This is a genomic window from Lysobacter sp. GX 14042, assembly GCF_021390425.1.
GTDB lineage: Bacteria > Pseudomonadota > Gammaproteobacteria > Xanthomonadales > Xanthomonadaceae > Novilysobacter.
This window is the reverse complement of record NZ_JAJUWY010000006.1, coordinates 39,160-64,548: the sequence shown is the minus strand read 5'-3', so window position 1 is coordinate 64,548 and position 25,389 is coordinate 39,160. Positions and strand designations below refer to the sequence as shown.

19 protein-coding genes are annotated in these 25,389 nt (G+C 70.3%); 13 read left to right on the top strand and 6 right to left on the bottom strand.

Annotated elements, in window-relative coordinates; genetic code table 11:
• Positions 1 to 33 precede the first annotated feature (33 nt).
• Positions 34 to 1,644 carry a carboxyl transferase domain-containing protein gene (locus tag LY625_RS09580; RefSeq protein ID WP_233739888.1) on the top strand — a complete coding sequence of 537 codons (1,611 nt, stop codon included), beginning with the start codon at positions 34 to 36 and terminating at the stop codon, positions 1,642 to 1,644.
• A 266-nt stretch (positions 1,645 to 1,910) separates the two neighbouring features.
• Here the strand turns inward: LY625_RS09580 and LY625_RS09575 are convergent, their stop codons facing one another.
• Positions 1,911 to 3,845, bottom strand: coding sequence for a cytochrome c/FTR1 family iron permease (locus tag LY625_RS09575; RefSeq protein WP_233739886.1), 1,935 nt, complete (start codon positions 3,843 to 3,845; stop codon positions 1,911 to 1,913).
• A 100-nt stretch (positions 3,846 to 3,945) separates the two neighbouring features.
• On the opposite strand from LY625_RS09575, the gene LY625_RS09570 reads away from it, so the two are divergent.
• Positions 3,946 to 4,728, top strand: coding sequence for an enoyl-CoA hydratase-related protein (locus LY625_RS09570; RefSeq protein WP_233739885.1), 783 nt, complete (start codon positions 3,946 to 3,948; stop codon positions 4,726 to 4,728).
• A gap of 97 nt (positions 4,729 to 4,825) precedes the next feature.
• On the opposite strand, the gene LY625_RS09565 is transcribed toward LY625_RS09570, so the two are convergent.
• Positions 4,826 to 7,831, bottom strand: a complete 3,006-nt coding sequence (locus LY625_RS09565; protein WP_233739883.1) for a TonB-dependent receptor — start codon at positions 7,829 to 7,831, stop codon at positions 4,826 to 4,828.
• A gap of 269 nt (positions 7,832 to 8,100) precedes the next feature.
• Here LY625_RS09565 and LY625_RS09560 point away from each other — a divergent pair, with 269 nt between their 5' ends.
• From LY625_RS09560 to yeiP, 5 genes are read left to right on the top strand one after another with little or no spacing between them, the layout of a single operon-like run.
• Positions 8,101 to 10,122, top strand: coding sequence for an acetyl/propionyl/methylcrotonyl-CoA carboxylase subunit alpha (locus LY625_RS09560; protein ID WP_233739882.1), 2,022 nt, complete (start codon positions 8,101 to 8,103; stop codon positions 10,120 to 10,122).
• The gene (locus tag LY625_RS09555) at positions 10,119 to 11,012 is read left to right on the top strand and encodes a hydroxymethylglutaryl-CoA lyase (protein ID WP_233739880.1); all 894 of its coding nucleotides are present in this window, start codon (positions 10,119 to 10,121) and stop codon (positions 11,010 to 11,012) included. The genes LY625_RS09560 and LY625_RS09555 overlap by 4 nt, the downstream gene beginning before the upstream one ends.
• Entirely contained in the window at positions 11,009 to 13,093 is a 2,085-nt protein-coding gene (locus LY625_RS09550; RefSeq protein ID WP_233739879.1) for an EAL domain-containing protein, read from the top strand. Before LY625_RS09555 ends, LY625_RS09550 begins: the two co-directional genes overlap by 4 nt.
• Positions 13,094 to 13,124: 31 nt before the next feature.
• On the top strand, positions 13,125 to 13,895 hold the full coding sequence (locus LY625_RS09545) for an SDR family NAD(P)-dependent oxidoreductase (protein WP_233739877.1): 771 nt from the start codon (positions 13,125 to 13,127) through the stop codon (positions 13,893 to 13,895).
• Positions 13,896 to 13,910: 15 nt separating this feature from the next.
• Positions 13,911 to 14,477 (top strand): elongation factor P-like protein YeiP, encoded by a 567-nt coding sequence (gene yeiP, locus LY625_RS09540; protein ID WP_233739875.1) that lies wholly within the window; start codon positions 13,911 to 13,913, stop codon positions 14,475 to 14,477.
• Here the strand turns inward: yeiP and LY625_RS09535 are convergent.
• The 3 genes from LY625_RS09535 to LY625_RS09525 are packed head-to-tail and all read right to left on the bottom strand — an operon-like array spanning position 14,458 to position 17,251.
• Positions 14,458 to 15,030 carry an NUDIX hydrolase gene (locus LY625_RS09535; RefSeq protein WP_233739874.1) on the bottom strand — a complete coding sequence of 191 codons (573 nt, stop codon included), beginning with the start codon at positions 15,028 to 15,030 and terminating at the stop codon, positions 14,458 to 14,460. The genes yeiP and LY625_RS09535 overlap by 20 nt on opposite strands.
• Before the next feature lie 11 nt (positions 15,031 to 15,041).
• The gene (locus tag LY625_RS09530) at positions 15,042 to 16,874 is read right to left on the bottom strand and encodes a DUF4105 domain-containing protein (protein ID WP_233739872.1); all 1,833 of its coding nucleotides are present in this window, start codon (positions 16,872 to 16,874) and stop codon (positions 15,042 to 15,044) included.
• A 38-nt stretch (positions 16,875 to 16,912) separates the two neighbouring features.
• Positions 16,913 to 17,251 carry a DUF2388 domain-containing protein gene (locus LY625_RS09525; RefSeq protein ID WP_233739871.1) on the bottom strand — a complete coding sequence of 113 codons (339 nt, stop codon included), beginning with the start codon at positions 17,249 to 17,251 and terminating at the stop codon, positions 16,913 to 16,915.
• Positions 17,252 to 17,394: 143 nt separating this feature from the next.
• On the opposite strand from LY625_RS09525, the gene nhaC reads away from it, so the two are divergent.
• The 6 genes from nhaC to mtnC are packed head-to-tail and all read left to right on the top strand — an operon-like array spanning position 17,395 to position 23,809.
• The gene (nhaC, locus tag LY625_RS09520) at positions 17,395 to 19,008 is read left to right on the top strand and encodes a Na+/H+ antiporter NhaC (RefSeq protein WP_233739869.1); all 1,614 of its coding nucleotides are present in this window, start codon (positions 17,395 to 17,397) and stop codon (positions 19,006 to 19,008) included.
• Positions 19,009 to 19,043: 35 nt separating this feature from the next.
• The gene (locus tag LY625_RS09515; RefSeq protein WP_233739867.1) at positions 19,044 to 20,393 is read left to right on the top strand and encodes a sodium-dependent transporter; all 1,350 of its coding nucleotides are present in this window, start codon (positions 19,044 to 19,046) and stop codon (positions 20,391 to 20,393) included.
• Between the two features lie 16 nt (positions 20,394 to 20,409).
• The gene (locus tag LY625_RS09510; RefSeq protein ID WP_233739865.1) at positions 20,410 to 21,894 is read left to right on the top strand and encodes an amino acid permease; all 1,485 of its coding nucleotides are present in this window, start codon (positions 20,410 to 20,412) and stop codon (positions 21,892 to 21,894) included.
• Between the two features lie 9 nt (positions 21,895 to 21,903).
• Positions 21,904 to 22,539, top strand: coding sequence for a methylthioribulose 1-phosphate dehydratase (locus tag LY625_RS09505; RefSeq protein WP_233739864.1), 636 nt, complete (start codon positions 21,904 to 21,906; stop codon positions 22,537 to 22,539).
• The gene (locus LY625_RS09500) at positions 22,536 to 23,099 is read left to right on the top strand and encodes an acireductone dioxygenase (protein WP_233739862.1); all 564 of its coding nucleotides are present in this window, start codon (positions 22,536 to 22,538) and stop codon (positions 23,097 to 23,099) included. Before LY625_RS09505 ends, LY625_RS09500 begins: the two co-directional genes overlap by 4 nt.
• Positions 23,096 to 23,809 carry an acireductone synthase gene (mtnC, locus tag LY625_RS09495; RefSeq protein WP_233739860.1) on the top strand — a complete coding sequence of 238 codons (714 nt, stop codon included), beginning with the start codon at positions 23,096 to 23,098 and terminating at the stop codon, positions 23,807 to 23,809. Before LY625_RS09500 ends, mtnC begins: the two co-directional genes overlap by 4 nt.
• On the opposite strand, the gene LY625_RS09490 is transcribed toward mtnC, so the two are convergent.
• Positions 23,782 to 25,386 (bottom strand): calcineurin-like phosphoesterase C-terminal domain-containing protein, encoded by a 1,605-nt coding sequence (locus tag LY625_RS09490; RefSeq protein ID WP_233739859.1) that lies wholly within the window; start codon positions 25,384 to 25,386, stop codon positions 23,782 to 23,784. The genes mtnC and LY625_RS09490 overlap by 28 nt on opposite strands.
• Between the last annotated feature and the right edge of the window lie 3 nt (positions 25,387 to 25,389).

Genomic DNA, 25,389 nt, shown 5'->3' with positions numbered 1-25,389 from the left:
ATCCTTGTGCCCCCGATCGACAAGGCCCAAGGCATGCCCGTACTGAGCTCCGCCCTCGACCCGCGTTCTCCCGATTTCCAGGCCAACGCCGGATACCACCGGGAGCTGGTCGCGGAGTTGCGCCAGCGCCTGCGGCACGCGGCGGCCGGTGGAGGCGACAAGGCCCGCGCCCGCCACGAGGGACGCGGCAAGCTGCTGGCCCGCGACCGGATCACCGCCCTGCTCGACCCGGGCTCGCCGTTCCTGGAGATCGCTCCGCTGGCCGCCGAAGGAATGTACGACGGCGCCGCGCCGGCCGCCGGCATCGTCTGCGGCATCGGGCGGGTCATGGGCCAGGAAGTGGTGATCGTCGCCAACGACGCCACGGTCAAGGGCGGCACCTATTTCCCGATGACGGTGAAGAAGCACCTGCGGGCGCAGGAAGTCGCCCGCGAGAACCACCTGCCGTGCATCTACCTGGTCGACTCCGGCGGCGCCTTCCTGCCACTGCAGGACGAGGTCTTCCCCGACAAGGAACACTTCGGCCGGATCTTCTACAACCAGGCGCGCATGAGCGCTGAGAACATCCCGCAGGTGGCCGTGGTCATGGGTTCGTGCACCGCTGGTGGCGCCTACGTGCCGGCGATGTGCGACGAGTCGGTGATCGTCAAGGAACAGGGCACGATCTTCCTGGGCGGCCCGCCGCTGGTGAAGGCCGCCACCGGCGAGGTGGTCGATGCCGAGACCCTCGGTGGCGCCGACGTGCACACCTCGATCTCCGGCGTCGCCGACCACTTCGCCGAGGACGACCACCACGCACTGCAGATCGCCCGCGACATCGCCGGCCACTTCAACCGCAGGAAGGAACTGCCGGTCGCCGCGATGCCGGTGCGCGAGCCGCTCTACCCGGCCGAGGAGCTGTACGGCATCGTGCCAAAGGATCCGCGCCGCCCGTTCGACATCCGCGAGGTGATCGCGCGCATCGTCGACGGCAGCGAGTTCCAGGAGTTCAAGGCGCGCTACGGCAAGACCCTGGTGTGCGGCTTCGCCCACGTCCACGGCTACCCGGTGGGCATCGTCGCCAACAACGGCATCCTGTTCTCCGAGTCCGCGCTCAAGGGCGCGCACTTCATCGAGCTGTGCAACCAGCGCGGCATCCCGCTGGTGTTCCTGCAGAACATCACCGGCTTCATGGTCGGCAAGAAGTACGAGCAGGCCGGCATCGCCAAGGACGGCGCGAAGATGGTCACCGCGGTGGCCTGCTCGCACGTACCCAAGTTCACCGTGGTGATCGGCGGCAGCTTCGGTGCCGGCAACTACGCCATGAACGGGCGCGCCTATGGCGGCCGCTTCCTGTGGATGTGGCCGAACGCGCGCATCAGCGTCATGGGCGGCGAGCAGGCCGCCAGCGTGCTGGCCACGGTCCGCCGCGACGCGATCGAGGCCAAGGGCGGCGAGTGGAGCGCGGACGAGGAAGAGCAGTTCAAGGCCCCGATCCGCGACCAGTACGAGGACCAGGGCAACCCGTACTACGCGACTGCGCGAATGTGGGACGACGGCATCATCGATCCCGCCGATACGCGGCGCGTACTCGGGCTGGCAATCTCGGCCAGCCTCAACGCCCCGATCGAGGACCGCACCAACTTCGGCGTCTTCCGTATGTAACCCACCGTCATCCCCGCGCACGCGGGGATCCATGGACTTAGGCTTTTCCGGGTAGGCCGTGGTCCTTCGGGTACGTCGCGGGGGGGAGCCGGCTGTCGTGGGGGACAGGCCACCCTCCTGACGGGCCTTCGGCCCTTTTTGAAGTCGGGCGGCCTGTCCCCCACGACAGCCGGCTCCACGGTTGGCGCAGGTTTCGGAGCCACGCCTGGAAAGTGCACCGCGGCCATGGCTCCCCGCGTGCGCGGGGATGATGGCGGAGCGCGCCCTTACCCGTTCCTCGTTCCTTTCCCCTCGTTCCTCGCCTTGTTGGCCATGAAGCCGATGGCCAACACGGCGATCACCAACACCTGCGCGCCCAGCGTCTCCCACGTCGGCGAGATGCCCAGCAGGTCGATGCGCGGGAACGCCACCGGCGACAGGGACATCCAGCCGGCCTCCTGCAATGCGGCCACGCCCTTTCCGGCCAGCACCACGGCCAGGATCGCCAGCAGTGCCGAACTGATCGCGAAGAAGGTGCCGAACGGCAGTTTGCGCGACCAGCGCAGCATCGCCCAGGCGATCACGGCGAGCACCACCACCGCTGCGGCGGCGCCGGCCATCACCGCGCCATGCGCGCCCTGGCTCCACAGGGCGGCGTAGAACAGCACGGTCTCGAAGGCTTCGCGGTAGACCACGATGAAGGACAGCAGGAACAGGAACCACATCGAGCCCTTCGACAGCGCGTGCGAGAGCCTTTCGTTGATGTAGCGCTGCCAGGCGCCCGCCTGGCTCTTGCCGTGCATCCAGATACCGACCCAGACCAGCACCACCGCGGCGAACAGGGCGGCGAAGCCTTCGGTCAGTTCGCGGCTTGCCCCGCTGATGCTGATCAGCCAGGTGGCGGCGGCCCAGGTCGCACCACCGGCGACCAGCGCACCGGCCCAGCCGGCGTGCACGTAGGGCATCGCCTCGGTGCGCCCGGCCTTGCGCAGGAAGGCGATCATCGCGATGACGATCAGCAGTGCCTCCAGGCCTTCGCGCAGCAGGATGGTGAAGGCGCCGACGAACGAGGACACGCCGTTGGCCTGGCCCGGCGCCAGGGCGGCCTCGGCTTCGCCCAGCAGCGTGTTGATCGCGGTGGCACGCTCGCTGACCTCGGCCGGCGGGGCACTGCGGCTGATTGCGGTGCGCAGCTCGATCATCGCCGCCTCGATCTGCAGCATCAGGGGGCGATCGCGCGCGGCCAGCACCGGCTCGACCGGCTCGAAGCCGTCCAGGTAGGCCGACAGCGCCAGGTCGCGGGCGGTCTTGTTGTCGCCGGCGCCGTATGCGGCGACCACCTCCGCCACGCGCATGCGTGCCAGCGCCAGCGCGCCTTCCGGCTCCGCCACGGCATCCACGGCGCCGGGATCGCGGCGCAGGAAGGCGGTCAGCGCGCGCGCGTCGTCCTCGCCCACCTGCGCGGCCAGCGCCGCCGGGGTCACCTGGGTCAGCGCGGCGAGGTCGGGGAACTGTGCACGCAGCGCGGCATCGTCCTCCCACAACGCGCGGCCCTGCGCGGCCAGCTCCTCCGGGAACGCGTACTGGCCGATGTGGAACGACAGTGCCCAGCGCTCGTCCTCCGGCAGGCTGGCGTAGCTGAGCATCGAGGTGCCTTCCAGGCCCTGCTCGATCACCTGGTACAGGGCGAAGATGCTGCGCTCGCGGGCGCGGTCCTCGTCGGTGAAGTCGATCGCCGGCGGATCCAGGCCGACCGAAGCCGGGCCGTCGCCGCCGCCACTGGCGCCATGGCAGCTTGCGCACAGCTGCTGGTACAGCTGCGCGCCGCGGGCCAGGTCGGGGGCGCTGGCCGGCGCCAGCGGCATCGGGTAGGCCGCCAGCAGCGCCGCGGCCGCCCCGCGCGCCATGGCACCGACCTCGGCCGGCGGGCGCTTGCCCTCGATCGCCGCCTGCAGCCCATGCACCTGTTCGAGCAGCTGCGACTGCGCCGGGGTCGGTTCCAGTCCGTTGATCAGCTCGCCGGCCGAGGTCGAGAACTCCAGCATCTCGGCGTACTCGAATTCGTTGACCACCTCGCCATCGGCCACCGCCTCGGGGTAGTCGACGGCGATGTAGTCGAGCAGGCGCCAGGCCGTCTGCGAGTCGGAAACGGCGGCATGGCCCGCGAAGGAGGCCATCGCCAGCACGAGGGCGAACAGGCAGCGCTGGATCAGGGAAGGCATGGGACGTGGTCCGGGCGAAAACGCGAAGTCTACCCCGCCTTTGAGAATCAGTCTCGTTTCCGGGGCGATATGATTCCCGTGCATTCCAAGGAGTCAACGCATGTCCCACCCCCTGCTCAACCTGCGGGAAGGGCCCGTCGCCCGCCTGCGCCTGAACCGGCCGGAGATCCACAACGCCTTCGATGCGACCCTGATCGCGGCACTGACCGGGGCACTGGATGCGATCGCCCGGGATCCGGAGATCCGGGCCGTGGTGATCGAGGGCGAAGGCGCCTCGTTTTCCGCCGGCGCCGACCTCAACTGGATGCGCGGCATGGCCGCCGCCAGCGAGGCGGAGAACCGCGACGACTCGCTCGCCCTCGCCCGCCTGATGCGCGTGCTGGATGAGCTTCCCAAGCCGACCATCGCCCGGGTCCATGGCGCGGCCTTCGGCGGCGGCGTCGGCCTGGTCGCCTGCTGCGACATCGCCATCGGCGCACGCGGCGCGAAGTTCGGCCTGACCGAGAGCAGGCTCGGGCTGCTGCCGGCGGTGATCTCGCCCTACGTGATCGAGGCCATCGGTGCCCGCCAGGCGCGGCGCTGGTTCGCCACCGCGGAGATCTTCGACGCCGACCAGGCCGAGCGGATGGGCCTGCTGCACGAGGTGGTCGAACCCGACGCCCTGGACGAGGCGATCCAGCGCCAGGCGGGGCTGCTGCTCAAGGCCGGACCGCACGCCTCGGCGACAGCCAAGGCGCTGGTGCGCCAGGTGGTCTCCCACGCCGACCGCGACCGCCACGACGCCGACAACGCCGCCCTGATCGCCCGCCTGCGCGTTTCCAGCGAAGGCCAGGAAGGCCTCACCGCCTTCCTCGACAAGCGCAAGCCCGCCTGGGCGGGCTGAGCGGCCGGAAAAGAAAGAGGCCCGCTTCCGCGGGCCTCCCATTCTCCGGTGGAAAGGAACGAGCCCCACTCGTTCCTCGTTCCTCTTCCCTCGTTCCTCAGAAGTTGTACGTCACCACCAGCTGCGTGTAGCGCGGCGACTGCCAGCCGGTGGCTTCCCCGAAGTACGGCATCATGTTGCCGGGCGTGCTTTCGTACCGGGAATGCACGTTGACGGCGGTCTGCTTGTTCAACAGGTTGTACACCGACAGGCGCGCCTTCAGGTCGATGCCCTCGACCGGCAACGTCCAGGTCACGTTGGCACCAATGTTGGTGACCCACGGCATGCGGCCGAACGCGCCACGCTCCGAGTAGACCAGCTCCCGCGTTTCCCAGTCGGAGCAGTTCGCCACGCACAGCCAGCCGGAGCCGCCGCCGCTGAACTCGCCGGGTCCGCCGGCACTGCGGTCGTCGTTGGGCCAGCGCACGCCGAACGCGGTGATCGGGCCACCGGAGCGCGCGGACGCCGTGGCGCCGAAGCTCCACATCTCGTTCAACTTGAAGCTGCCGCGCAGCTTGATCTGATGGCGGAAGTCGTTGAACGTCGGGCCGAAGCGCTCGTTGACCGCCGGGTGGTCGTAGTACTGCACCAGGTTGGTGTCGTTGTAGCCGGTATCCGAGTTCACCGGGCCCTCGATGTTGCCCTCGGACTTGGACCAGATGTAGCTGGCGTTGAAGGCCCACTTGTCGTCCCAGGCGCGGTCGAGCTGGAACTCCACCGCCTTGTAGGTGCGCTTGGGCTTCTTGTACCCCATCACCGCGCCACTGCCGAGCGCCTCGTAGCCGTCCTTGGAGGAATCGAACTCGACCCAGTCATTGGTGTCCGGGCACCACAGGGTGGTGCTTTCACCCGGGTTGATGATGGGCCAGTCGCCCGAGTACCACGCGCAGCCTTCGACATGGTTGATGCGCGCATCTTCCACCGCGCGGGTCATTTCCCGGTAGGTCGCGTTGACCCCGTACGACCACTCCTGGTTGATGGCCTGCTGGAAGCCGAGGATGAACTCGTCCTGGAAGACCTGCTTCAGGTCACGGTCGACCGCGGTGCGGACGTCATCGGGTGCGGGAACATTGCCCTCGGTGTTGACCGGGCCGATCTGCGCACCGAGGTTCGGCATGAGGTAGGTGTTGCCGGTGATCGGATCGATGTTCTCGGTCCAGCCATCGAGCACGTAATAGCTGTGCTCATCCGTGCTGCCGCCGCCGAAATAGTCGGTGAGCTTGTTGGTGAGCGGAGTGTAGTAACGGCCCGCGTTGCCGAACACCTTGGTCGTGCCGTCGCCCTTCACGTCCCAGCTGAAGCCCAGGCGCGGGGCGATCATGTCGCCGAAGTCGGCCTTGGCGAAGGTCGCGCCGGAAGCGAGCTTGTTGTGGAACTTGTCGGCGCGGACGCCGAGGTTCAGCAGCACGTTCGGAGTCACGCTCCAGCTGTCTTCGATGTAGATCGCCTGCGCCTCGGTCGAGACCGGGGCACCGGTGATGTAGTGGCGGGCGTCGATGTAGGCGGTCACGCCGTCGGGAATGGAGGCGCCGTTGGGAAGCTGGCGATCGTCCTCGTCGGCTGCGATGCCGATCGCGGTGTAGCTCACGCCGTCGCCCGGATACACCCTGGAGCTGTTGGAATCCATCACCTCCTGGTCCACGCCGAAACGCAACAGGTGGTCGCCGAGCGTCCACTCGAAATCAAGGCGCGCCGCCTCGCGCTTGTCGTACCGGCTGCTGATGCTGCTGTTGCTCGGATGGCAGCCTTCCTGCTGGGTCTTCTCGCCGAAGATCTCGGTGTAGCTCGAGGAGCGGCCCACGATGCTGCAGTCCGCGTCCCAGGGACTGCCGGAGGTCGCACTGCGCTCGTTCACGCCATACATGGCCTTGGCGGTAAAGCTGTCGCTGAAGTGGCCCGTGTACGTGAGCGACCAGTTGTCGCCGCCAGAGCCGTCATAGCTCTGGCCGGTGCTGTTGCCGCGCGTGGCGCTGTCCCAGTCGTAATCGTATTTGGTGGTGTCCGACTCGGCCTTGTCGGAGAAGGCGAGCAGCTCCAGCAGGTGGTCGTCGGTGATCCGCCAATCGAGCTTGGCGCCCCAGAAATCGTTGTTGCTGTTGGTGTACCACGCCTCGGTGGTGTCGATGTCCCTGGGATTGCTGTCGCGCAGCTCGTACATGGCGAAGAAGAACAGCTTGTCCTGCAGGATGGCGCCGGATGCCCAGACGTTGGTCTTGTAGAACGAGCTGTCGTCGCGGCTCCTGCGGTCGCGTTCGTCGATGGTGCCGTCGCTGTGGAAGTGGTCGTCGGGCGAGGATGTCAAGGCCGACGGCTCGATCGTGATTTCCGCACCGGCGTGGAACTCGTTGCCTCCGGAACGCGTCACCGCATTGATGACGCCACCGGTACTGCGCCCGAACTCCGCCGAATAGCCGCCGGTCTTGACCTGGAACTCCTCGTAGAAGGCGAACGGAACCGACGAGAAGCCTTGGCGGCGGTAGGGGTCGGTCACGTTGAGGCCGTTGATGTAGGCGACGTTCTCGGCCACCGACGAGCCTCCAAAGCTGAGGCCGCCGAAGCTGGCGCCCGAAGACACCACGCCCGGCGCCAGCAGCGCGACGGAACCCAGGCTCTGGTCCACCGGCAAGCGCGTCAGTTCCTCGCGCCTGATGTTGGTGGCCGACTCCGTCGAATGCACGTCCACGCGATTCACCACGCGCGAGCCGACCACGCTCACCGTGGCCAGGTCGGCGATCCCGCCTTCACTGCCGAGGTTGACCGTGGTGGTGCCACCCAGGGACACGTTGACGGTCACCGGCGCGCCCACCGGCTGGCCGTTGCGGATGGTCTGCAGTTGGTAGTCGCCCACCGGCAGCTGGCCGAGGCGGTAGCTGCCATCCGCGTCCACCGTCGCGCTCCGGGTCAGCCCGGTGCTCGTGCGGGTGACGATGATCTGGTCGCCACTGGTGGCGCGACCGGCTACCGAGCCGGTGGCGCTCTGTGCGTAAACCGCCGGCACCATGGCCGCCAGGCACAGGCCCGTGGCCAGGCTCAGTACGCTCTTGCGCAAACGCTTGTGCTGCATTGCCCTACTCCCCAGAAAAATTTTCCACGTGGACGTGCCCCCCAGGTATTGCCGGGCTGTGTGTAGCATGGGCTTCACATGAGGTCAATAATTTATTCTGCGAAAGCCTCCGCTTTGAATCATGTATTCCCAGCGGTCCTTCTCCTTAACGGGCGGGGCCCGCAGATCCGGCCGGGCCGTTGCGCGGGGACTGCGCCGCACCGCCGCAGGATCCCGCGGCCCCACGTATCCTTGTGCGCACCAGACAGCGCTCAACCGTGGCCAGAAGAATGCCTTTCGACAAGATCCTGATCGCCAACCGCGGCGAGATCGCCTGCCGCGTCATCCGTACCTGCCGCGCGCTCGGCATCCGCACCGTCGCGGTGTATTCCGAGGCCGATGCCGATGCGCAGCACGTGCGCCAGGCCGACGAGGCGTATCCGATCGGCGGGCCGCAACCGGCCGACAGCTACCTGCGCGGGGACGTGATCCTGGAGGTGGCGCGGACCGCCGGGGCGCAGGCGATCCATCCCGGCTACGGGTTCCTGTCCGAGAACGCGGACTTCGCCGAGGCCGTCGAAGCGGCGGGCATCGCCTTCATCGGGCCCAAGGCGGCCTCGATGCGCAAGATGGGTTCCAAGGCGGGCGCCAAGGACCTGATGGCCGCGGCGGGGGTGCCGGTGGTGCCGGGCTACACCGGCGAGGACCAGGACCCCGCCCGGCTGCAGGCCGAGGCCGACCGGGTCGGTTACCCGCTGATGATCAAGGCCGCGCACGGCGGCGGCGGCAAGGGCATGCGCATCGTGCGCCAGGCGGCGGAGTTTGCCGCGGCCCTGGAGTCCTGCCAGCGCGAGGCGCGCAACGCCTTCGGCCGCGACCGGGTGCTGCTGGAGCGCTACATCGAGCAGCCGCGGCATATCGAGATCCAGGTCTTCGGCGATGCCCACGGCAACGTGATCCACCTGGGCGAGCGCGAGTGCTCGGCGCAGCGGCGGTACCAGAAGGTGCTGGAGGAGTCGCCCTCGCCGTTCGTGAGCCCGGAGCTGCGCGAGCGCATGGGCGAGGCCGCGGTGCTGGCGGCGCGGGCGATCGACTACGTCAACGCCGGCACGGTGGAGTTCATCGTGGCCCCCGATGGCGGCTTCTGGTTCATGGAGATCAACACCCGGCTGCAGGTCGAACACCCGGTGACCGAATGCGTGACCGGGCTGGACCTGGTCGCCTGGCAGCTGCAGGTCGCCGCCGGGCAGCCACTGCCGCTGGCCCAGGACCAGGTGCGCCACGACGGCCACGCGATCGAGGTGCGCCTCTACGCCGAGGACCCGGACGCCGGCTTCCTGCCCGGTTCCGGCCGCCTGCAGCGCCTGCGCCTGCCCGGCAAGGTCCGCATCGACTCCGGCGTGGTCGAGGGCGACGAGGTCACGATCTTCTACGACCCGATGATCGCCAAGCTGATCGTCCACGATGCCGACCGCCCGCGCGCCCTCGCCCGGCTGCGCGGGGCGCTCGCGCAATGCGCCGTCGTCGGCCCCAAGTCCAACATCGGCTTCCTGGAACGGCTGGTACGCCATCCGGCGGTGGTCGAGGCGACCATCGACACCGGTTACCTGGACCGCCACCTGGACGAGTTCACCGGCGCGTCGGCGGAGGCCGGCGGCGATCCGGCGGCGGAAACGACCCGGCGGGTCGGCGCGGTGGTGGTCCACCTGCTCGCGGCCGCCCGCGCCGCGCGGCACTGCAACGCGGCTTCCGGTGACCCGCAGTCCCCGTGGACGGCGGGCGACGGCTGGCGCCTGGATGGCCCCGCCATTCGCCACCTGGCCTTCGAGCACGACGGCGGGCGGCTGGAGGTGGCTGTCAGCGGCGGGGCCGGACGCTGGCGCATCGCCCTGGACGGCGCGACCCACGAGGTCGAGGGTGCGCGCCTGGACGACGGCGTGCTCAGCGCCCGCATCGACGGCCACGGGGTGCGCCTGCAGGTCCTTGATGCCGGCGCCCGGGTGCTGGTGCACGATGGCGTGGCACGGCTGCTGCTGCAGCCACGGCCGCTCTACCAGCCGCCCGCCGGGGCCGCGGGGGCCGGGGCCGACAGCGTGCTGGCGCCGATGCCGGGACGCGTGGTGGTGGCGCGGGTCGCGGCCGGCGATGCGGTGGTGGAAGGCCAGGAGCTCATGGTGATCGAGGCGATGAAGATGGAGTTGAGCCTGAAGGCTCCGCGCGGCGGCACCGTCGCCGAGGTCCGCGCGGTCGCCGGCGACTTCGTCGAGGCCGACGCGGTGCTGGTGGCGCTGGAGAAGGCGGAGGCCGCATGAGGTCGCGGGTGCGGGTGGTCGAGGTCGGTCCGCGCGACGGGCTGCAGAACGAGAAGGCGAGCGTCGCCACGGCCGACAAGATCGCGCTGGTCGACCGCCTTTCGGCGACCGGGCTGCAGAGCATCGAGGCCACCAGCTTCGTCAGCCCCAGGTGGGTGCCGCAGCTGGCGGATGCCGCCGAGGTCTACGCCGGCATCAGCCGCCGGCCCGGCGTGCACTACCCGGTGCTGGTCCCCAATGAAAAGGGCTACGCGCGCGCGCGCGAGGTCGGCGTCGAGGAGATCGCGGTGTTCACCGCCGCCTCCGAAGCCTTCAACCAGCGCAACATAAACGCCTCCATCGACGCGTCCCTGGAGCGCTTCGCACCGGTGCTCGAGCACGCCCGGGCCGACGGGGTACGGGTGCGCGGCTATGTCTCCACCGTGCTCGGCTGTCCCTACCAGGGCGCGGTGCCGGTGGCCGACGTGGTGCGCGTTGCACGTGAACTGCATCAGATGGGCTGCTACGAGATATCACTTGGAGACACCATTGGCGTGGGAACGCCCGGCAAGGCGCGCGACATGCTGCGCGCCGTGGCCGCCGAGGTGCCGATGACGGCGCTGGCGGTGCACTTCCATGACACCTTCGGCCAGGCGCTGGCCAACATCCTCGCCTGCCTGGAGGAAGGGGTCGCGGTGGTCGATGCGGCGGTCTCCGGCGCCGGGGGCTGCCCGTACGCGCCCGGGGCAAGCGGCAACGTCGCCACCGAGGACGTGGTCTACATGCTGCACGGGCTGGGCATCGAAACCGGGGTGGACCTGGACGCACTGGCGGCGACCGGCCGCTGGCTCGCCGGGCTGCTGGGCCGCGAGACCGGCAGCAAGGCCGGAAGGGCCCTGGCAGCCACGTGAAGCCCGCTCCGCCCGCGCCTTCTTCCGCGCGGGTCGAGCCGCGCTTCCGCGACGTGGTGGAGTGCCTGGACCAGGGCATCGTGGTCCGCGACCAGCGTGGCCGGATCGTCTACGCCAACCCGGCTGCCCGGCGCATGTTCGGCCAGGATGTCTCGCCCGAGCTGCCCTTCCCCGGCACCCAGCCGCGCTGGAAGTTCATCGACGAGCGCGGCCGCGAGGTACCCGGCGACGCGCTTCCTTCCGCGATCGTGCTGCGCACCGGCGAGCAGGCAGGCCCGCGGGTGCTGGGCATGTTCGACCGCGAGGCACGCACCCTCGGCTGGGTCCGGGTCACCGCCATGCCGCAGGGCAATGGCCGCAACGGCCGCCCGCGCTACGTGACGACGCTGTACGCCGACGTCACCGGGCTCAAGCGCGACAGCGCGCTGTTCGCCCGTGCGCAGTCGCTGGCCAGCATCGGTGGCTGGGAGTGGGATACCGGCCGTGACCGGCTGTACCTGACCCGCGAGGCGAAGCGCATCCTCGGGCGTGACCCCCCGCCCGCCAACCGCGACGCGCTGCTGGCCTGCCTGGTCGAGAGCGACCGGCGGCGGCTGCTGCAGGCACTGGAGGCGGCGGTCGAGCGAGGCCGCGGCTTCGGCCTGGAGCTGCAGGGCAGCCGCGGCGGCGGGCACCCGTTCTGGATGCGGGTCATGGCCGAGGCCGAGGCCCACGGTCCGCTCAGCGCGCGGATCACCGGCACCATCCAGGACATCACCCGGCAGAAGCAGGACGAGGAGACCCTGCGGGTGCAGGCCCGCACCGACCCGCTCACCGGACTGCTCAACCGCGATGCGATCCGCGCCGAGCTGGCCGAGCGGCTGGGCGACCCGACCCAGTCCGCGCTCGCGGTGCTGTACGTCGACCTGGACCGCTTCAAGATCGTCAACGACGTGCTCGGCCACAGCGCCGGTGACCGGCTGCTCACCGCCGCGGCCAGGCGGATCCAGGCGGTGGTCGGCAGCGAGGGACTGATGGCCCGCCTGGGCGGCGATGAGTTCCTGGTGGTGTGTTCGCTCGCCGACGATCCCGGACGCGCCGTGCGCATGGCCGAGGCGATCCTGGCCTCGTTCGACGCCAGCTTCCGGGTGGAAGAGGAGGAATTCGCGGTCACCGCGAGCATCGGCATGGCGGTCGCGCCGCAGGGCGGCACCAGCGCCCAGCTGATGATCCAGAACGCGGATGCGGCGATGTACGCCAGCAAGCGCCGCGGCCGCAACGGCTGGCAGGTGTTCACCCCGGAGCTGGCCGCCGAACAGCAGCGCCGGCTGCAGGTGGAGACCCAGCTGCGCAACGCGGTGGCCCACGGCGAGTTCCACGTCGTCTACCAGCCCCAGGTGGACCTGGCGACCGGCCGGCCGGTCGCCGCCGAGGCGTTGCTGCGCTGGAACAACCCCGCGCTGGGCGTGATGATGCCCGGCGAGTTCATCGACCTGGCCGAGAACACCGGCGACGTGGTCGGGATCGGCAGCTGGATGCTGCGCCAGGCCTGCCGCCAGCTGTGCCGCTGGCGCGCGCAGGGCCTGCCGCTGGAGCGGATCGCGGTCAATGTCTCGTTCCGCCAGTTCCTGTCCGGCGACCTGGCCGAGCAGGTGGCCGGGGCACTCGCCGAGTTCAGGCTGCCGGGCGAGGCGCTGGAACTGGAACTGACCGAGCGGGTGCTGGTGGAGGACGCGCCGGAGACCAATGCCGCCTTCGCCGCGCTGCAGGCGCTCGGGGTGAAGCTGAGCATCGATGACTTCGGCGAAGGCTACAGCGCACTCAACTACCTGCGCCGGCTGCCGATCCACGGCCTGAAGATCAGCCAGCTGTTCGTCCAGGGGGTACCGGACAACGCGTCGGACGTGGCGGTGTGCGAGGCGGTGATCGGCATCGCCCGCAGCCTGCGCCTGGGACTGGTGGCCGAAGGGGTCGAGACCGCGGCGCACCGCGACTTCCTGATTGGCCGCGGTGTGCGCATCGGCCAGGGCTTCCTGTATGCGCCGGGCCTGCCGGCGGAGGAATTCGAGGCAAGGTTCGGCACCGCGGCGCCGGTCACCTAGAATCAGCGGCTGTCCCGTTCCAGGATCCAGCATGCAGCTCAACGGTTCGCGCGCCCTCATCACCGGCGGCGTCTCCGGCCTCGGCCTGGCCGTCGCCCGCCACCTCACCACCCACGGCGCCCGTGTCGCGCTGTTCGACGTCAACCAGGACAAGGGCGCCGAAGCCGTCGCTGCCCTGGGCGACGACAAGGCCCGGTTCTTCGCCACCGACGTTTCCGACGAGGCCCGGGTCCAGGCCAGCGTGGAGGCCGCCCGCGACTTCCTCGGCGGGCTGGACATCGCCGTCAACTGCGCCGGCATCCTCGGCGCCGGCCGCGTGCTGGGCAAGGACGGCCCGATGCCGCTGGCCAAGTTCCAGTCCACGGTGATGGTCAACCTGGTCGGCAGCTTCAACGTCGCCAAGGCCGCCGCCGCGGTGATGCAACACAACGAGCCGGGCGACGACGGCGAGCGCGGGGTGATCGTCAACACCGCCTCGGTCGCCGCCTACGAGGGCCAGATCGGCCAGGCCGCCTACTCCGCCTCCAAGGCCGGCGTGGTCGGCATGACCCTGCCGATGGCGCGCGAGCTCGCCCGCTTCGGCATCCGGGTGATGACGATTGCGCCTGGCGTGTTCTGGACCCCGATGGTCGACGGCATGCCGCCGCAGGTGCGCGAGTCGCTGGAAGCCACCATTCCCTTCCCCTCGCGCCTGGGCCAGCCGGAGGAGTACGCCGACCTGGTCGCCTACATCATCGGCAACAGCTACCTCAACGGCGAGACCATCCGCCTCGACGGCGCCACCCGCCTCGCCCCCAAGTAACGGACCGGACCACGCATGAAGGCTTCAGACGTAAAGAAGGGCAACGTCGTCGAGTACAACGGCGCTGTCTACCAGGTGCGCGACATCGACCGCAGCTCGCCCCAGGGCCGCGGCGGCAATGTCCGTTTCCGCTTCGTGATGTATTCGGTGCCCGGCGGCAACAAGGCCGACGCCAGCTTCGACGCCGACGACACCCTCGCCGAGGTCGAGCTGCTGCGCCGGCAGGCGACCTACTCCTACCGTGACGGCGAGGCCTTCGTGTTCCTCGACGACGAGGACTACACCCCGTACATGCTCGATGCCGACGTGGTGGGCGATGACGCCGGCTACATCGTCGACGACCTGGCCGGCTGCCACGTGCAGATCATCGACGACCAGCCGGTCGGCCTGCAGCTGCCGCAGACCGTGGCCATGGAAGTGGTCGACACCCCGCCCGAACTCAAGGGCGGCACCGCGACCAAGCGCCCGAAGCCGGCGAAGCTGTCGACCGGCCTGGAGATCATGGTCCCCGAGTACATCGCCACCGGCGAGAGGGTCCTGGTCAACACCACCAGCGGGGAGTTCAGCGGCCGCGCCGATTGACGCCCTCCCGCCATTTGCCGGCCATACGGCGCAACGAGGCATCCGCCGCCGGATCGCCAGCAATCTCCGCTATCGGGCGCCAGGCCAGGGCCAGCGATTCCCCGCTGACCACGAAGCGCTCCGAGCCACCGGCCCGCACCACGTAGCGCGCGTCGTAGTGCCAGTGGCCCGGCACGTCGCCGCGGGCCGGAATCCAGTGCCGGTCCAGGTCGAACAGCACCGGCTCGACCGCCAGCCCCTCCAGTCCCGACTCCTCCCGCGCCTCGGTCAGCGCGACCCGCGCGAGGTCCTCGTCGCCATCGGCGTGGCCGCCCAGCTGCAGCCAGCGGCCGAGCTTGCGGTGGTGGGTCAGCAGCACCCGCGTGCCGGTACGGTCGACCAGCCAGGCCGAAGCGGTGAAGTGGCCGGCCTGCCGGTCGCGGACATAGGCATTGCCTGCACCGCCGTGGTGCCCGTCGAGCAGCTCGCGGAACAGGGCGACCGTTGCGGCCTCCGCGGGCCAGCGCTGGAGGTAGTCCCCGAGTTGCCGGCCCAGGCTTTGGTCCGGACTCATGGAAGCCGGACTCACGGAAGCACGAACCCGCCCGCGGCGCGCTGCTGCGCGCGCAGGCGTTCGCCGAGGCCGGCGATGTTGGCGTCCACCGCGGCCAGCCCGGCCGCCAGCGGCGGATCCAGCAACGGCATGACCTGTTCCTCCAGCGAGGCCTGCAGGGCCTCCATGTCCCGGCGGCGGGCCGCGGCGGCCGACGCCACCTCGCGGCGCTCGGCCGCCTGCGGCAAGCCGTAGCCGGGCCGGCCACCGAGCAGCAGCGCCGGCCGGGTGGCCAGCCCCCCGCCTTCCAGCAGGCCGTCGAGGATGGCGGCAACCGCCTCGAGCACCGCCGGGTCCGCCACTGCCCCCTCCAGGTAGCGACGCTTGAGCCAGTCACGCGCGAGCGCGACCTGGCGCCGGCGCGCGGCGTGCTCCAGCAGCAACAGGGCGGCGCCGGCGCGCGGCGTACCACGTTCAAGCCACGGCTCCCGCTCCCGCGGATCCAGGGCGAACCAGCCGGCGGGCGTGGTGGCGGGGAACGGCGCGGCCGGCGCGGGCGTGCCAGCGTCCGCGGCGCCGGCGAACTCCTGCCGGGCGACATCGAGCATTTGCTGGAACCGCGCCTCCAGTGACTCGAAGCGGTAGCCCAGGCGCAGCGCCTCTCCCGCATCGTCCAGCACGCCGCCATCGGCAATGCCGCGCCGCTCCAGCTTCGACAGCAGCCCGGTCGGCGTGAGGGCGGCCAGGCGTTCGCCGGCCAGGCGCGGCACGCCGTCGTGCAGCAGCTTGAAGGTCTCCACCGCGCAGTTGTTGCCGATGAAGCGATAGCGGCCGTCGTAGCTCCAGTGCAGCCGCCCGACCCGCTCCAGCAACATCGCGATCTCGGCCGGCGCCAGGTCCAGCGGCAGCGAACGCAGCCCGCGCAACTGGACCGCGGTGTACTCCTCGACCACCTGTTCCAGCGGCAGCACGAACAGTCGCGACGGGTAGCCGCCGGTCAGGCCGGCCCAGCTCGACAGTTGCACGTCGTCGACGAAGGCCCGGAACGACAGCACCCGGTGGTGCTGCAGGTCCAGCCGGCATTCCGGCCCAGGCTCCCGTTCAGGGGCGCAGATGACCAGACGCAGCATCGAATGCCCCCAGCGGCTCATCCACTCTTCGTTGCCCTCTGCCAGCAGGTAGTCGACCTGGTAGACGCGCGCCGGGTCGAGCACGGCCAGCGCCGCTCCGCCCTCTTCCACAGGATCCAGGTAGGGGATCCCCGGGGCGCACTCCACCGCCTCCGGCGCCCAGCCGAAGTGGCTGGCGAAATGGCGGTGCATGGCCGGCCGCCGGCAGGCGTACTGCGGATCGAGCAGGAAGTGCTCCAGGTTCACCGCGACGAACTCGGCCGGACTGTCGAGCTCGTAGGGGTCCGGACTGCGGTCGCTGAAGGCGTTGCCGCGTTCGCGCCCGGGCTTGCGCGCCCGCTCCTGCCAGCCGGCCAGGTCGAGCAGGCGCGGATCCCGCGCCAGGCGCGCGCGACGGTCATGGAAGTGGCCAAGCTCATGGATGACCGTGGCCAGCAGGCGCTCGCGCACCACTGCGGCCGCGGCATCCGGCGCGTCCGCCAGCAACGACGACTGCAGGCCGGCATTGAGCAGCAGGGCGTCGGGGGTCGCCCGGCCGGCCACGTGCGCCGGCAGCCGGTCGCTCCAGCGCACCGTGACCGGCGGCGCCTGGCGCATGACCGGCGGCAGCTTCGCCTCCGCCTCGTCGAGCAGGGCACGGGTCGCCGCGCGTGTGTCGGCGCCGATAGCCCCGCGTGCATCGAGCTGCAGCACCGAGGCCGCCACCGGCGATGCGGCCAGCAGCGCGGCGAGCACGCCCGCCCACCGCCACGCGCGCGGCGGCGGCACGGCGGTCAAGGCGCCAGGATGGCGCGCGCCAGCTCCATGTCGCTGGCTTCGCGCGCCGCCGGCAGCTGTTCACGAACGTGGCGCAGCGCCGCTTCCAGCCGCGCGCCGCGCACCTGGCCCGCGGTGGCGACGAAGCTGGCGGCGTCGTCGCGCGCGGCCAGCACCACCTTGTCGTCGCTGAACGAGCCGCTGGTCGCCGAGACGCCATCGCTGGTACCGCCGACCGAGCCGGAGAGCGCATTGGAGGTGGTGTAGAAGCTGGAGGCGGCGACCGGGCCGGCAAGCGCAAGCAGGAGGCAGCCGGCGGCGAGCGTGGCGCGGGGGGCGGGACGGGCGCGGGTCATCTGTCGGGAACCTGGTTGCGGGCCGGCGGGAGGCCGGCGGCGGGCGACAGCGTAGCGCGCCGGGACGCCGCGCGCATGACTCGGGAAGGCGCCCGGACCATGCCTTTGGCCACGGTTGCCGCTGCTTCCCGCGCTGGGGTAACGTGGCCCGCTTCGTCACGTTGCTGTCATCGCAACGTCCAAGGCAGGCGCGCAACGACGCGCCTTCGACCACCGGGGGCCTGATGTCGAACCAGCCGATTCCGTCGGGCGCACGCGAGCCGACCCTGCTCCAGGCGCTCACCCCGCTGGCCCTGCTGGTCGCCCTGCTTGCGCTGGCGGTCTACCTGTTCGGCGAGGACGCCTCGTACGGACCCAACCAGGTCTCGCTGATGCTGTGCGCCGGCGCCGCGGCGATCATCGGCGTGCGCAACGGCCTGGACTGGGGCGCGCTGCAGCACAGCCTGGTGCACGGCATCTCGCTGGCGATCGTGCCGATCTTCATCCTGCTCGCGGTCGGTGGCCTGATCGGCACCTGGATCCTCAGCGGCACCGTGCCGACGCTGATCGTCTACGGACTGAAGCTGCTGCACCCCTCGTTCTTCTATCCCGCCGCCTGCCTGATCTGCGCCATCGTCGCGCTGGCCATCGGCAGTTCCTGGACGGTGGCCGGCACGCTCGGCGTGGCGCTGATCGGCGTGGCCCAGGGCCTGGACATGTCACCGGCGATCACCGCCGGCGCGGTGATCTCGGGCGCCTACTTCGGCGACAAGATCTCCCCGCTGTCGGACACCACCAACATCGCCCCGGCGGCCGCCGGCAGCGAGCTGTTCGCGCACATCCGGCACATGACCTGGACCACGGTCCCGAGCCTGGCCATCGCGCTGGTGCTGTTCACCGTGATCGGGCTGGGCAGCAGCCCCGGTGGCGGGAGCGAAGCCTTCGGCGACCTGCCGCGGGTACTGGGCGAGCACTTCGACCTGGGCTGGCACCTGCTGATCCCGATGGCGGTGGTTTTCGTGCTGGCGATGACCGGTTTCCCGGCCTACCCGAGCATCCTGATCGGCGCGCTGCTGGGGGCGCTGTTCGCGGTGGTGTTCCAGCCCGACGTGGTGGTCGCGCTGGCCGGTGACGACGCACTCTCGCGTCCGATGGCGCTGGTCGCCGGTGCGTGGAGCGCGCTGTCGGACGGCTATCGCGCCAGCACCGGCAACGCCGCGGTGGACGACCTGCTCACCCGGGGGGGCATGGTCAGCATGCTCAACACGGTCTGGCTGATCGTCTGCGCGATGGGCTTCGGCGCGATGATGGAATCGACCGGGCTGCTGGAGCGGATGGTCCGCAGCGTGCTCAAGGCAGCGCAGTCGACCGGCTCGCTGATCGCCGCGACCATCGGCACCGCGACCGCCGCGAACGTGGTCGCCGCCGACCAGTACATGTCGATCGTGCTCACCGGCCGACTGTACGAGCCCGAGTACCGGCGCCGCGGGCTGGACCCGGTGAACCTTTCGCGGGCACTGGAGGACGGCGGCACCATCACCTCGCCCCTGGTGCCGTGGAACACCTGCGGCGCGTACATGGCCGCGACCCTCGGGGTGGCGACCTTCGATTACCTGCCGTTCGCCTTCTTCAACCTGGCCAACCCGCTGCTGGCGATCGTGCTGGGGTACCTGGGCTTCAAGGTGCTCCGGCTGCCGGACGGCGGCAGCGCCGACGGCAGTGCGCCCGCGCCGGACGACGCGGGCACGGCGGAAGGCGCCACCCCGCGCGCCGGCTGACCGGCTCCGACAACCACCGACGGAAGAGATCACGAATGGAAAAGACGTCGTTGCACGGCATGTGGTCCTCCCGCATGGCCTTCATCCTCGCCGCCACCGGTTCGGCCGTCGGCCTGGGCAACATCTGGCGCTTTCCCTACCTGGCGTCGGACAACGGCGGCGGCGCCTTCGTGCTGGTGTACCTGGCGTGCATCTTCTTCGTCGGCCTGCCGGTGCTGATCGCCGAGATCCTGATCGGCCGCCACGGCCGCCGCAGCCCGATCACCACGCTGGCCTCGATCACCCGGGAGACCGGGGTATCGAAGGGCTGGACCGGCATCGGCTGGATCGGCATCGTCGCCGGCGTGCTGATCCTGAGCTTCTACAGCGTGGTCGGCGGCTGGACCCTGCGCTACGGCTGGCTGTACCTGGCGCAGCTGTTCGGCGGCGCGCACATCACCGATCCGGGGGCGGTGTTCACTTCGATGCTCGCCAATCCGGCGGAACTGCTGTTCTGGCACGCGCTGTTCATGGGCGCCACGGTGGGCGTGGTCGCGCTGGGGGTTGAAAAAGGCCTGGAGCGCGCGGTGCGTTTCCTGATGCCGGCGCTGTTCCTGACCCTGCTGTTGCTGGTGCTCTACGGCGCCACCACCGGCCACCTCGGCCAGGCCGCGGCCTGGCTGTTCCGCCCGGACTGGAGCAAGGTCGATGCGGGGGTGTTCGTCGCCGCCATGGGCCAGGCGTTCTTTACCCTGAGCCTGGGCATGTGCGCGATGATGACCTACGGTGCCTACCTGCCCGGCAACGTGTCCATCCCGCGCACGGTCGCCATCGTCGCCGTGTGCGACACCACCGTGGCGCTGATGGCGGGCCTGGCGATCTTCCCGATCGTGATCGCCTTCGGCATCAGCCCGGAGGGCGGCGGCCCCGGCCTGATCTTCACCTCGCTGCCGCTGGCGTTCGAGGTGATGACCGGCGGCATCGTCTACGGGCTGGCGTTCTTCGCGCTGCTGTTCGTGGCCGCGTGGACCTCTTCGATCTCGCTGCTGGAGCCGGCGACCGCCTACCTGGTCGAGCGCGGCCGCAGCCGCAAGGGCGCCGCGATCCTGATGGCGCTGCTGTGCTGGGCGCTCGGCCTGCTGACCGTGTTCTCGTTCAACCTGCTGTCGCACGTGCGCCTGCTCGACCGCGACCTGATGGGCCTGATCGAGCTGGTCGCCAACGACATCATGCTGCCGGTGGGTGGCCTGCTGATCGCGCTGTTCGCCGGCTGGGTGCTCAAGGACAACATCCTGCGCGAGCAGCTGGCCGGCATTCCCGCCTGGGGCTTCGCCCTGTGGCGCTGGCTGCTGCGGGTGCTGTGCCCGCTGCTGGTGGCCGCGGTCCTGATCAACGCGCTGCTCTGACCCCGAGACCTTCCCGATGCTGCACAACCTCCTGGCACGCAAGCCGATCGAACCGGCCGGACACGTCGATGCCGGCGAACCCGTCGAGGGCAGCCTGGAAGGCGAGATCACGCTCCAGCGCACCCTGACCGTGCGCCACCTTGTCCTGCTGGGCATGGGGGCGGTGATCGGCGCCGGGATCTTCGTGGTCACCGGCCAGGCCGCGGCGGAGCACGCCGGGCCGGCGATCATGCTCAGCTTCGTCCTGGCCGGCTTCGCCTGCGCGCTGGCCGGGCTGTGCTACGCCGAGTTCGCGGCCCTGCTGCCGGTGTCCGGCAGCGCGTATTCCTATGCGTACTCGACCCTCGGCGAGTTCGTCGCCTGGTTCATCGGTTGGTGCCTGGTGCTGGAATACCTGTTCGCCGCCTCCTCGGTGGCGGTGGGCTGGTCGAGTTACCTGGTGAGTTTCCTGACCGGCAGCCTCGGGCTGCCCTTCCCCGCCGCGCTGGCGGACGCCCCGGTGCGCTGGGACGGCACCGGCTTCGTGGCCACCGGCGCGGTGGTCAACCTGCCGGCGATCCTGATCGTCGCCGCGGTCGCCGCGCTGTGCTACCGCGGGATCACCCAGTCCGCGCTGGTGAACGCGGTGATCGTGGCGATCAAGGTGGTGGTGATCGCCGCCTTCGTCGGCTTCGGCGCGCAATACGTGGACCCGGCGAACTGGGTGCCCTTCATCCCCGAATCCGAAGGCCCGGGCCGCTTCGGCTTCGACGGGGTGACCCGGGCGGCGGCGATCGTGTTCTTCGCCTACATCGGCTTCGACGCGGTCTCAACCGCCGCCGGCGAGGCGAAGAACCCGCAGCGCGACATGCCGCGCGGCATCCTCGGTTCGCTGGCGGTGTGCACGATCATCTACATCGCGGTGTGCGCGGTGCTGACCGGCATGACCCACTACAGCCTGCTGGGCACCGCCAAGCCGGTGGTCAGCGCGCTGGAGCCCTACCCGGCGCTGGACTGGCTGAAGACCGCCACCGAGATCGGCGCCATCGCCGGCCTGTCCTCGGTGATCCTGGTGATGCTGATGGCGCAGCCGCGGATCTTCTACTCGATGTCCCGCGACGGGCTGCTGCCGCGGCTGTTCGGCAGGGTGCACCCGCGCTTCCGCACCCCGCACGTCAGCACGATCATCGTCGGCGTGGTGGCCTGCGCGCTGGCCGGGCTGCTGCCGCTGAGCGTGCTCGGCGAGCTGGTGTCGATGGGCACGCTGCTGGCCTTCGCCACCGTCTGCGCCGGGGTGCTGGTGCTGCGCTACACCCAGCCCGGACTGAAGCGGCCGTTCCGGGTCCCCGGCGCGCTGCTGATCTGCCCGCTGGGGGTGGCGACCTGCCTGTACCTGTTCTGGCAACCGTTCGTGGAGCACTGGATGATCTTCGTCGGCTGGACGCTGTTCGGGCTGGTGATCTACTTCGGCTACGGCTACCGGCACAGCCGGCTGCGCCCTGATGGCCGCGGGGTTCGATAAACTCGCGGCATGACCGCAAAAGCCCATGACGTGCAGCGCTTCGAGCGGTGCGCGGCCGAACTTGTCGCCAATGTCCGCGAGCTCGCCGCGTTCGGCTGGACCCCGGCGACCAGCAGCAACTTCTCGATGCGGATGGACCCGCAGCACGTTGCCATCACCGCTTCGGGCGGTGACAAGGGCCGGCTGGACACTGGCGGCATCATGGTCGTGGACCTGGACGGCGCGCCGGTCGGCACCGACCGCCGCCCGTCGGCCGAGACCCTGCTGCATACCCGGCTGTACCGGCGCTTTCCGGACGCGGGCTGCGTGCTGCACACCCATTCGCACAACCAGACCGTGGCCTCGCGGCTGTTCGCCGGCGCCGGCCACGTCCGCCTGGAGGGCTACGAGCTGCTGAAGGCCTTTGCCGGCAACAGCACCCACGAGACCGCGGTCGACCTGCCGGTGCTGCCCAACAGCCAGGACATGCTGGCGCTGTCGGCGCTGGCCGACGCCGAACTGGACCGCGGCCCGGCGTGGGGTTACCTGATCGACGGCCACGGGCTGTACGCCTGGGGCCGTGACATGGCCGAGGCCCGGCGCCACCTGGAGGCATTCGAGTTCCTGCTCGGCTGCGAACTGGACCTGAGGAGACTGCAGCGATGAGCCGCCTGCGCATCTTTGCCGACAACCGACCCGGTACCCCGCTGCTGGGCACCGAGGACCCGCTGCGCATCCGCGCCGAGCTGGAGCCGATCGGGGTCGACTTCCAGCAGTGGGAGGCCAGCCGGCCGGTGGCCGCCGGCGATGCGCCGGAGGCGATCATGGAGGCCTATCGCGCCGACATCGACCGGCTGGTCGCCGAGCGCGGCTTCCAGAGCGTCGACGTGGTCTCGATCGCCCCGGACCACCCGCAGCGCGAACAGATGCGGGCGAAGTTCCTCGACGAGCACTTCCACAGGGAGGACGAGGTCCGCTTCTTCGTCGACGGCTTCGGCCTGTTCACCCTGCACGTGGGCGACCGGGTGTACGAGGTGCTGTGCGAAAAGGGCGACCTGATCTCGGTGCCCGACGGCACCACCCACTGGTTCGACATGGGACCGGAGCCGCGCTTCGTCGCCATCCGTTTCTTCACCGACCCGGAAGGCTGGGTCGGGCACTTCACCGGCAGCGACATCGCCACCCGCTTTCCCCGCTACCAGCCGGCCGCCGGAGACAGGCAATGAAGGCGATCCTGACCGACATCGAGGGCACCACCAGCAGCATCTCCTTTGTCAAGGACGTGCTGTTTCCCTACGCGCGCCGCGCCCTGCCCGGCTTCGTCAAGGCCCGCGGCCAGGAACCGGCGGTGCGCCGCTGGCTCGACGAGGTCGCCACCGGACTGGGCGGCATGTGCCAGGACGCCATGGTGGTGGAGGTGCTGCAGGGCTGGATCGACGAGGACCGCAAGCACACCGCGCTCAAGGCCCTGCAGGGAATGATCTGGGCCGACGGCTACCGCAGCGGCGAATTCCACTCGCACTTCTATCCCGACGCGGTGGAGGCGCTGCGGCGCTGGCATGCCGACGGAACGGCGATCCACGTGTACTCCTCCGGGAGCGTGCCGGCCCAACGCATGCTGTTCGCCCACAGCGATGCCGGCGACCTGACCGGCCTGGTCTCGGGCTGGTACGACACCACCAGCGGCCCCAAGCGCGAGGCCGGGAGCTACCGGGCGATCGCCGGGGAAATCGGCCTGCCGGCGGGCGACATCCTGTTCCTGTCCGACGTGGTGGCCGAGCTGGACGCCGCCCGCGATGCCGGCCTGGCGACCACCCTGCTCGACCGTCGCGAGGATTACCCGACCGCGCGCACCGAAGCGGAATGGAACGGCCACCCCCGCGTCGAATCCTTCGCCGACATTCCACCCTACGGGTCGCGGGCTTCCAGGCGGTAGCGGGTGCGGGCGCGTTGTTCGCCCTGCCAGCGGTCGAAGGCGCGGACCTCGACGTCGTGTTCGCCGAGCGCCAGGTCGGTCGGCAGCGCGCCCCGCCACAGGTGGGTGCCGGGCTCGGCCTCGGGCGAGCGGTCATAGCCACGCAACGCGGCCGCCTCGTCGTCACGGACGTTCTCGGCCAGCAGCCGTGGGTCCGGCCGTTCGACCCGGCGCATGGGCTGCCAGTCGCCGCCGCCGACGCGGAACTCGACCCGCGTGTCCGGCGTGCCCATGAACACGTTCGCGTACACGCCCCAGGCCGGGTACGCCCCCTGCCGGAGCACCTCGGGTGCGCGCAGGGCCATGGCTCGGGTCAGCGCCGGGTCGCCATCGGGCAGCCGCGCCGGATGCCAGGCCAGCCGGTAGTCGCCGTCGTCGATGTGCAACGTCGCGTAGCCGTTGGGCGTGCCGTCGGCCATGGTCGCGTCGGGAATCCCGGCCTCATCCTTCACCCCGGACCAGAACGCCCCGCAGGCCGCGCCCAGGTTGTACTCGTGCAGCGGCGCGGCGCCATTCCAGCCGCTGGCCGCATCGTGGAACACGTGGCGCTGCACGTGGCCATGGCCGCTGAGCAGCAGGACCTTGTCGAAGCGCTCCAGCAGGGCGAACAGGCGCTCGCGGTCGGCGCTGCGGAAGGTTTCCACCGCCGGGTCCGGATGGGTGTCGAAAAACGGGATGTGCGCGCCGAGCACCACCATGTGCTCGTCCGGCAGCGTCGCCAGGTAGGACTCCAGGAAGGTGAACTGGTCTTCGCGCAGCCCGCCGGTGTAGGCCGGCCGCTGGCCCGGCAGGTAGATCACGTCGTCGAGCAGCACGAACGCCGCGCCCGGTTCCTCCCAGGCATAGGTGTCGGGGCCGTAGCTGTGGCGCCAGGTCAGCAGCGAGCCGGCATCGCCGACTGCATCGAAGTCCAGGTCATGGTTTCCCGGCGCGTGCAGCCACGGGATCCCCAGCGAGGCGGTGTGCGCGTTGATCGCCGGATACAGCGACAGGTCGTCGTCGACGATGTCGCCCAGGCTCATGCCCAGCGCCGGCGCGGTGTGCGCCGCGACGTCGGCGATGATGTCGCGCGCGTAGTAGTCGACGTCGGCCGTGTTCTTCACCTGCGGGTCGGCCATCACCAGCACCTCCAGCGGATCCTCCGCCTGGGCCGCCGGCTGCAGGGCCACCTCCATGCGCTCGACCGCGCGTGCCGGGATGCCGCCGTAGCGCAACGCCGGGGAGCCGTCGGGGAAGTGGTGCTGCCAGAAGCGCGGCAGCCCGTTGGCGCCGGTCGGCACCGTGTAGCCGGGTGGCTTGATCGCGAACACGGTATCGCCCTGTCGCAGCGGCAGCCGGAAGTCCCCCTGCGCGTCGCTGAGCACCACGTCGCGGCCGTTGGAGACCTTGATCCCGGCCAGCAGGGTTTCGCCCGGATCGCGGCGCCCGTTGCCGTTGGCGTCCAGGAACGCCGTGCCCGGCACCTGGAGCTCCGCGGCCTGCGCGGTGCCGCCGGCCAGTACCAGGGTGAAGGCGAGTGCAAGGGTGTCCAGGTGCATGTC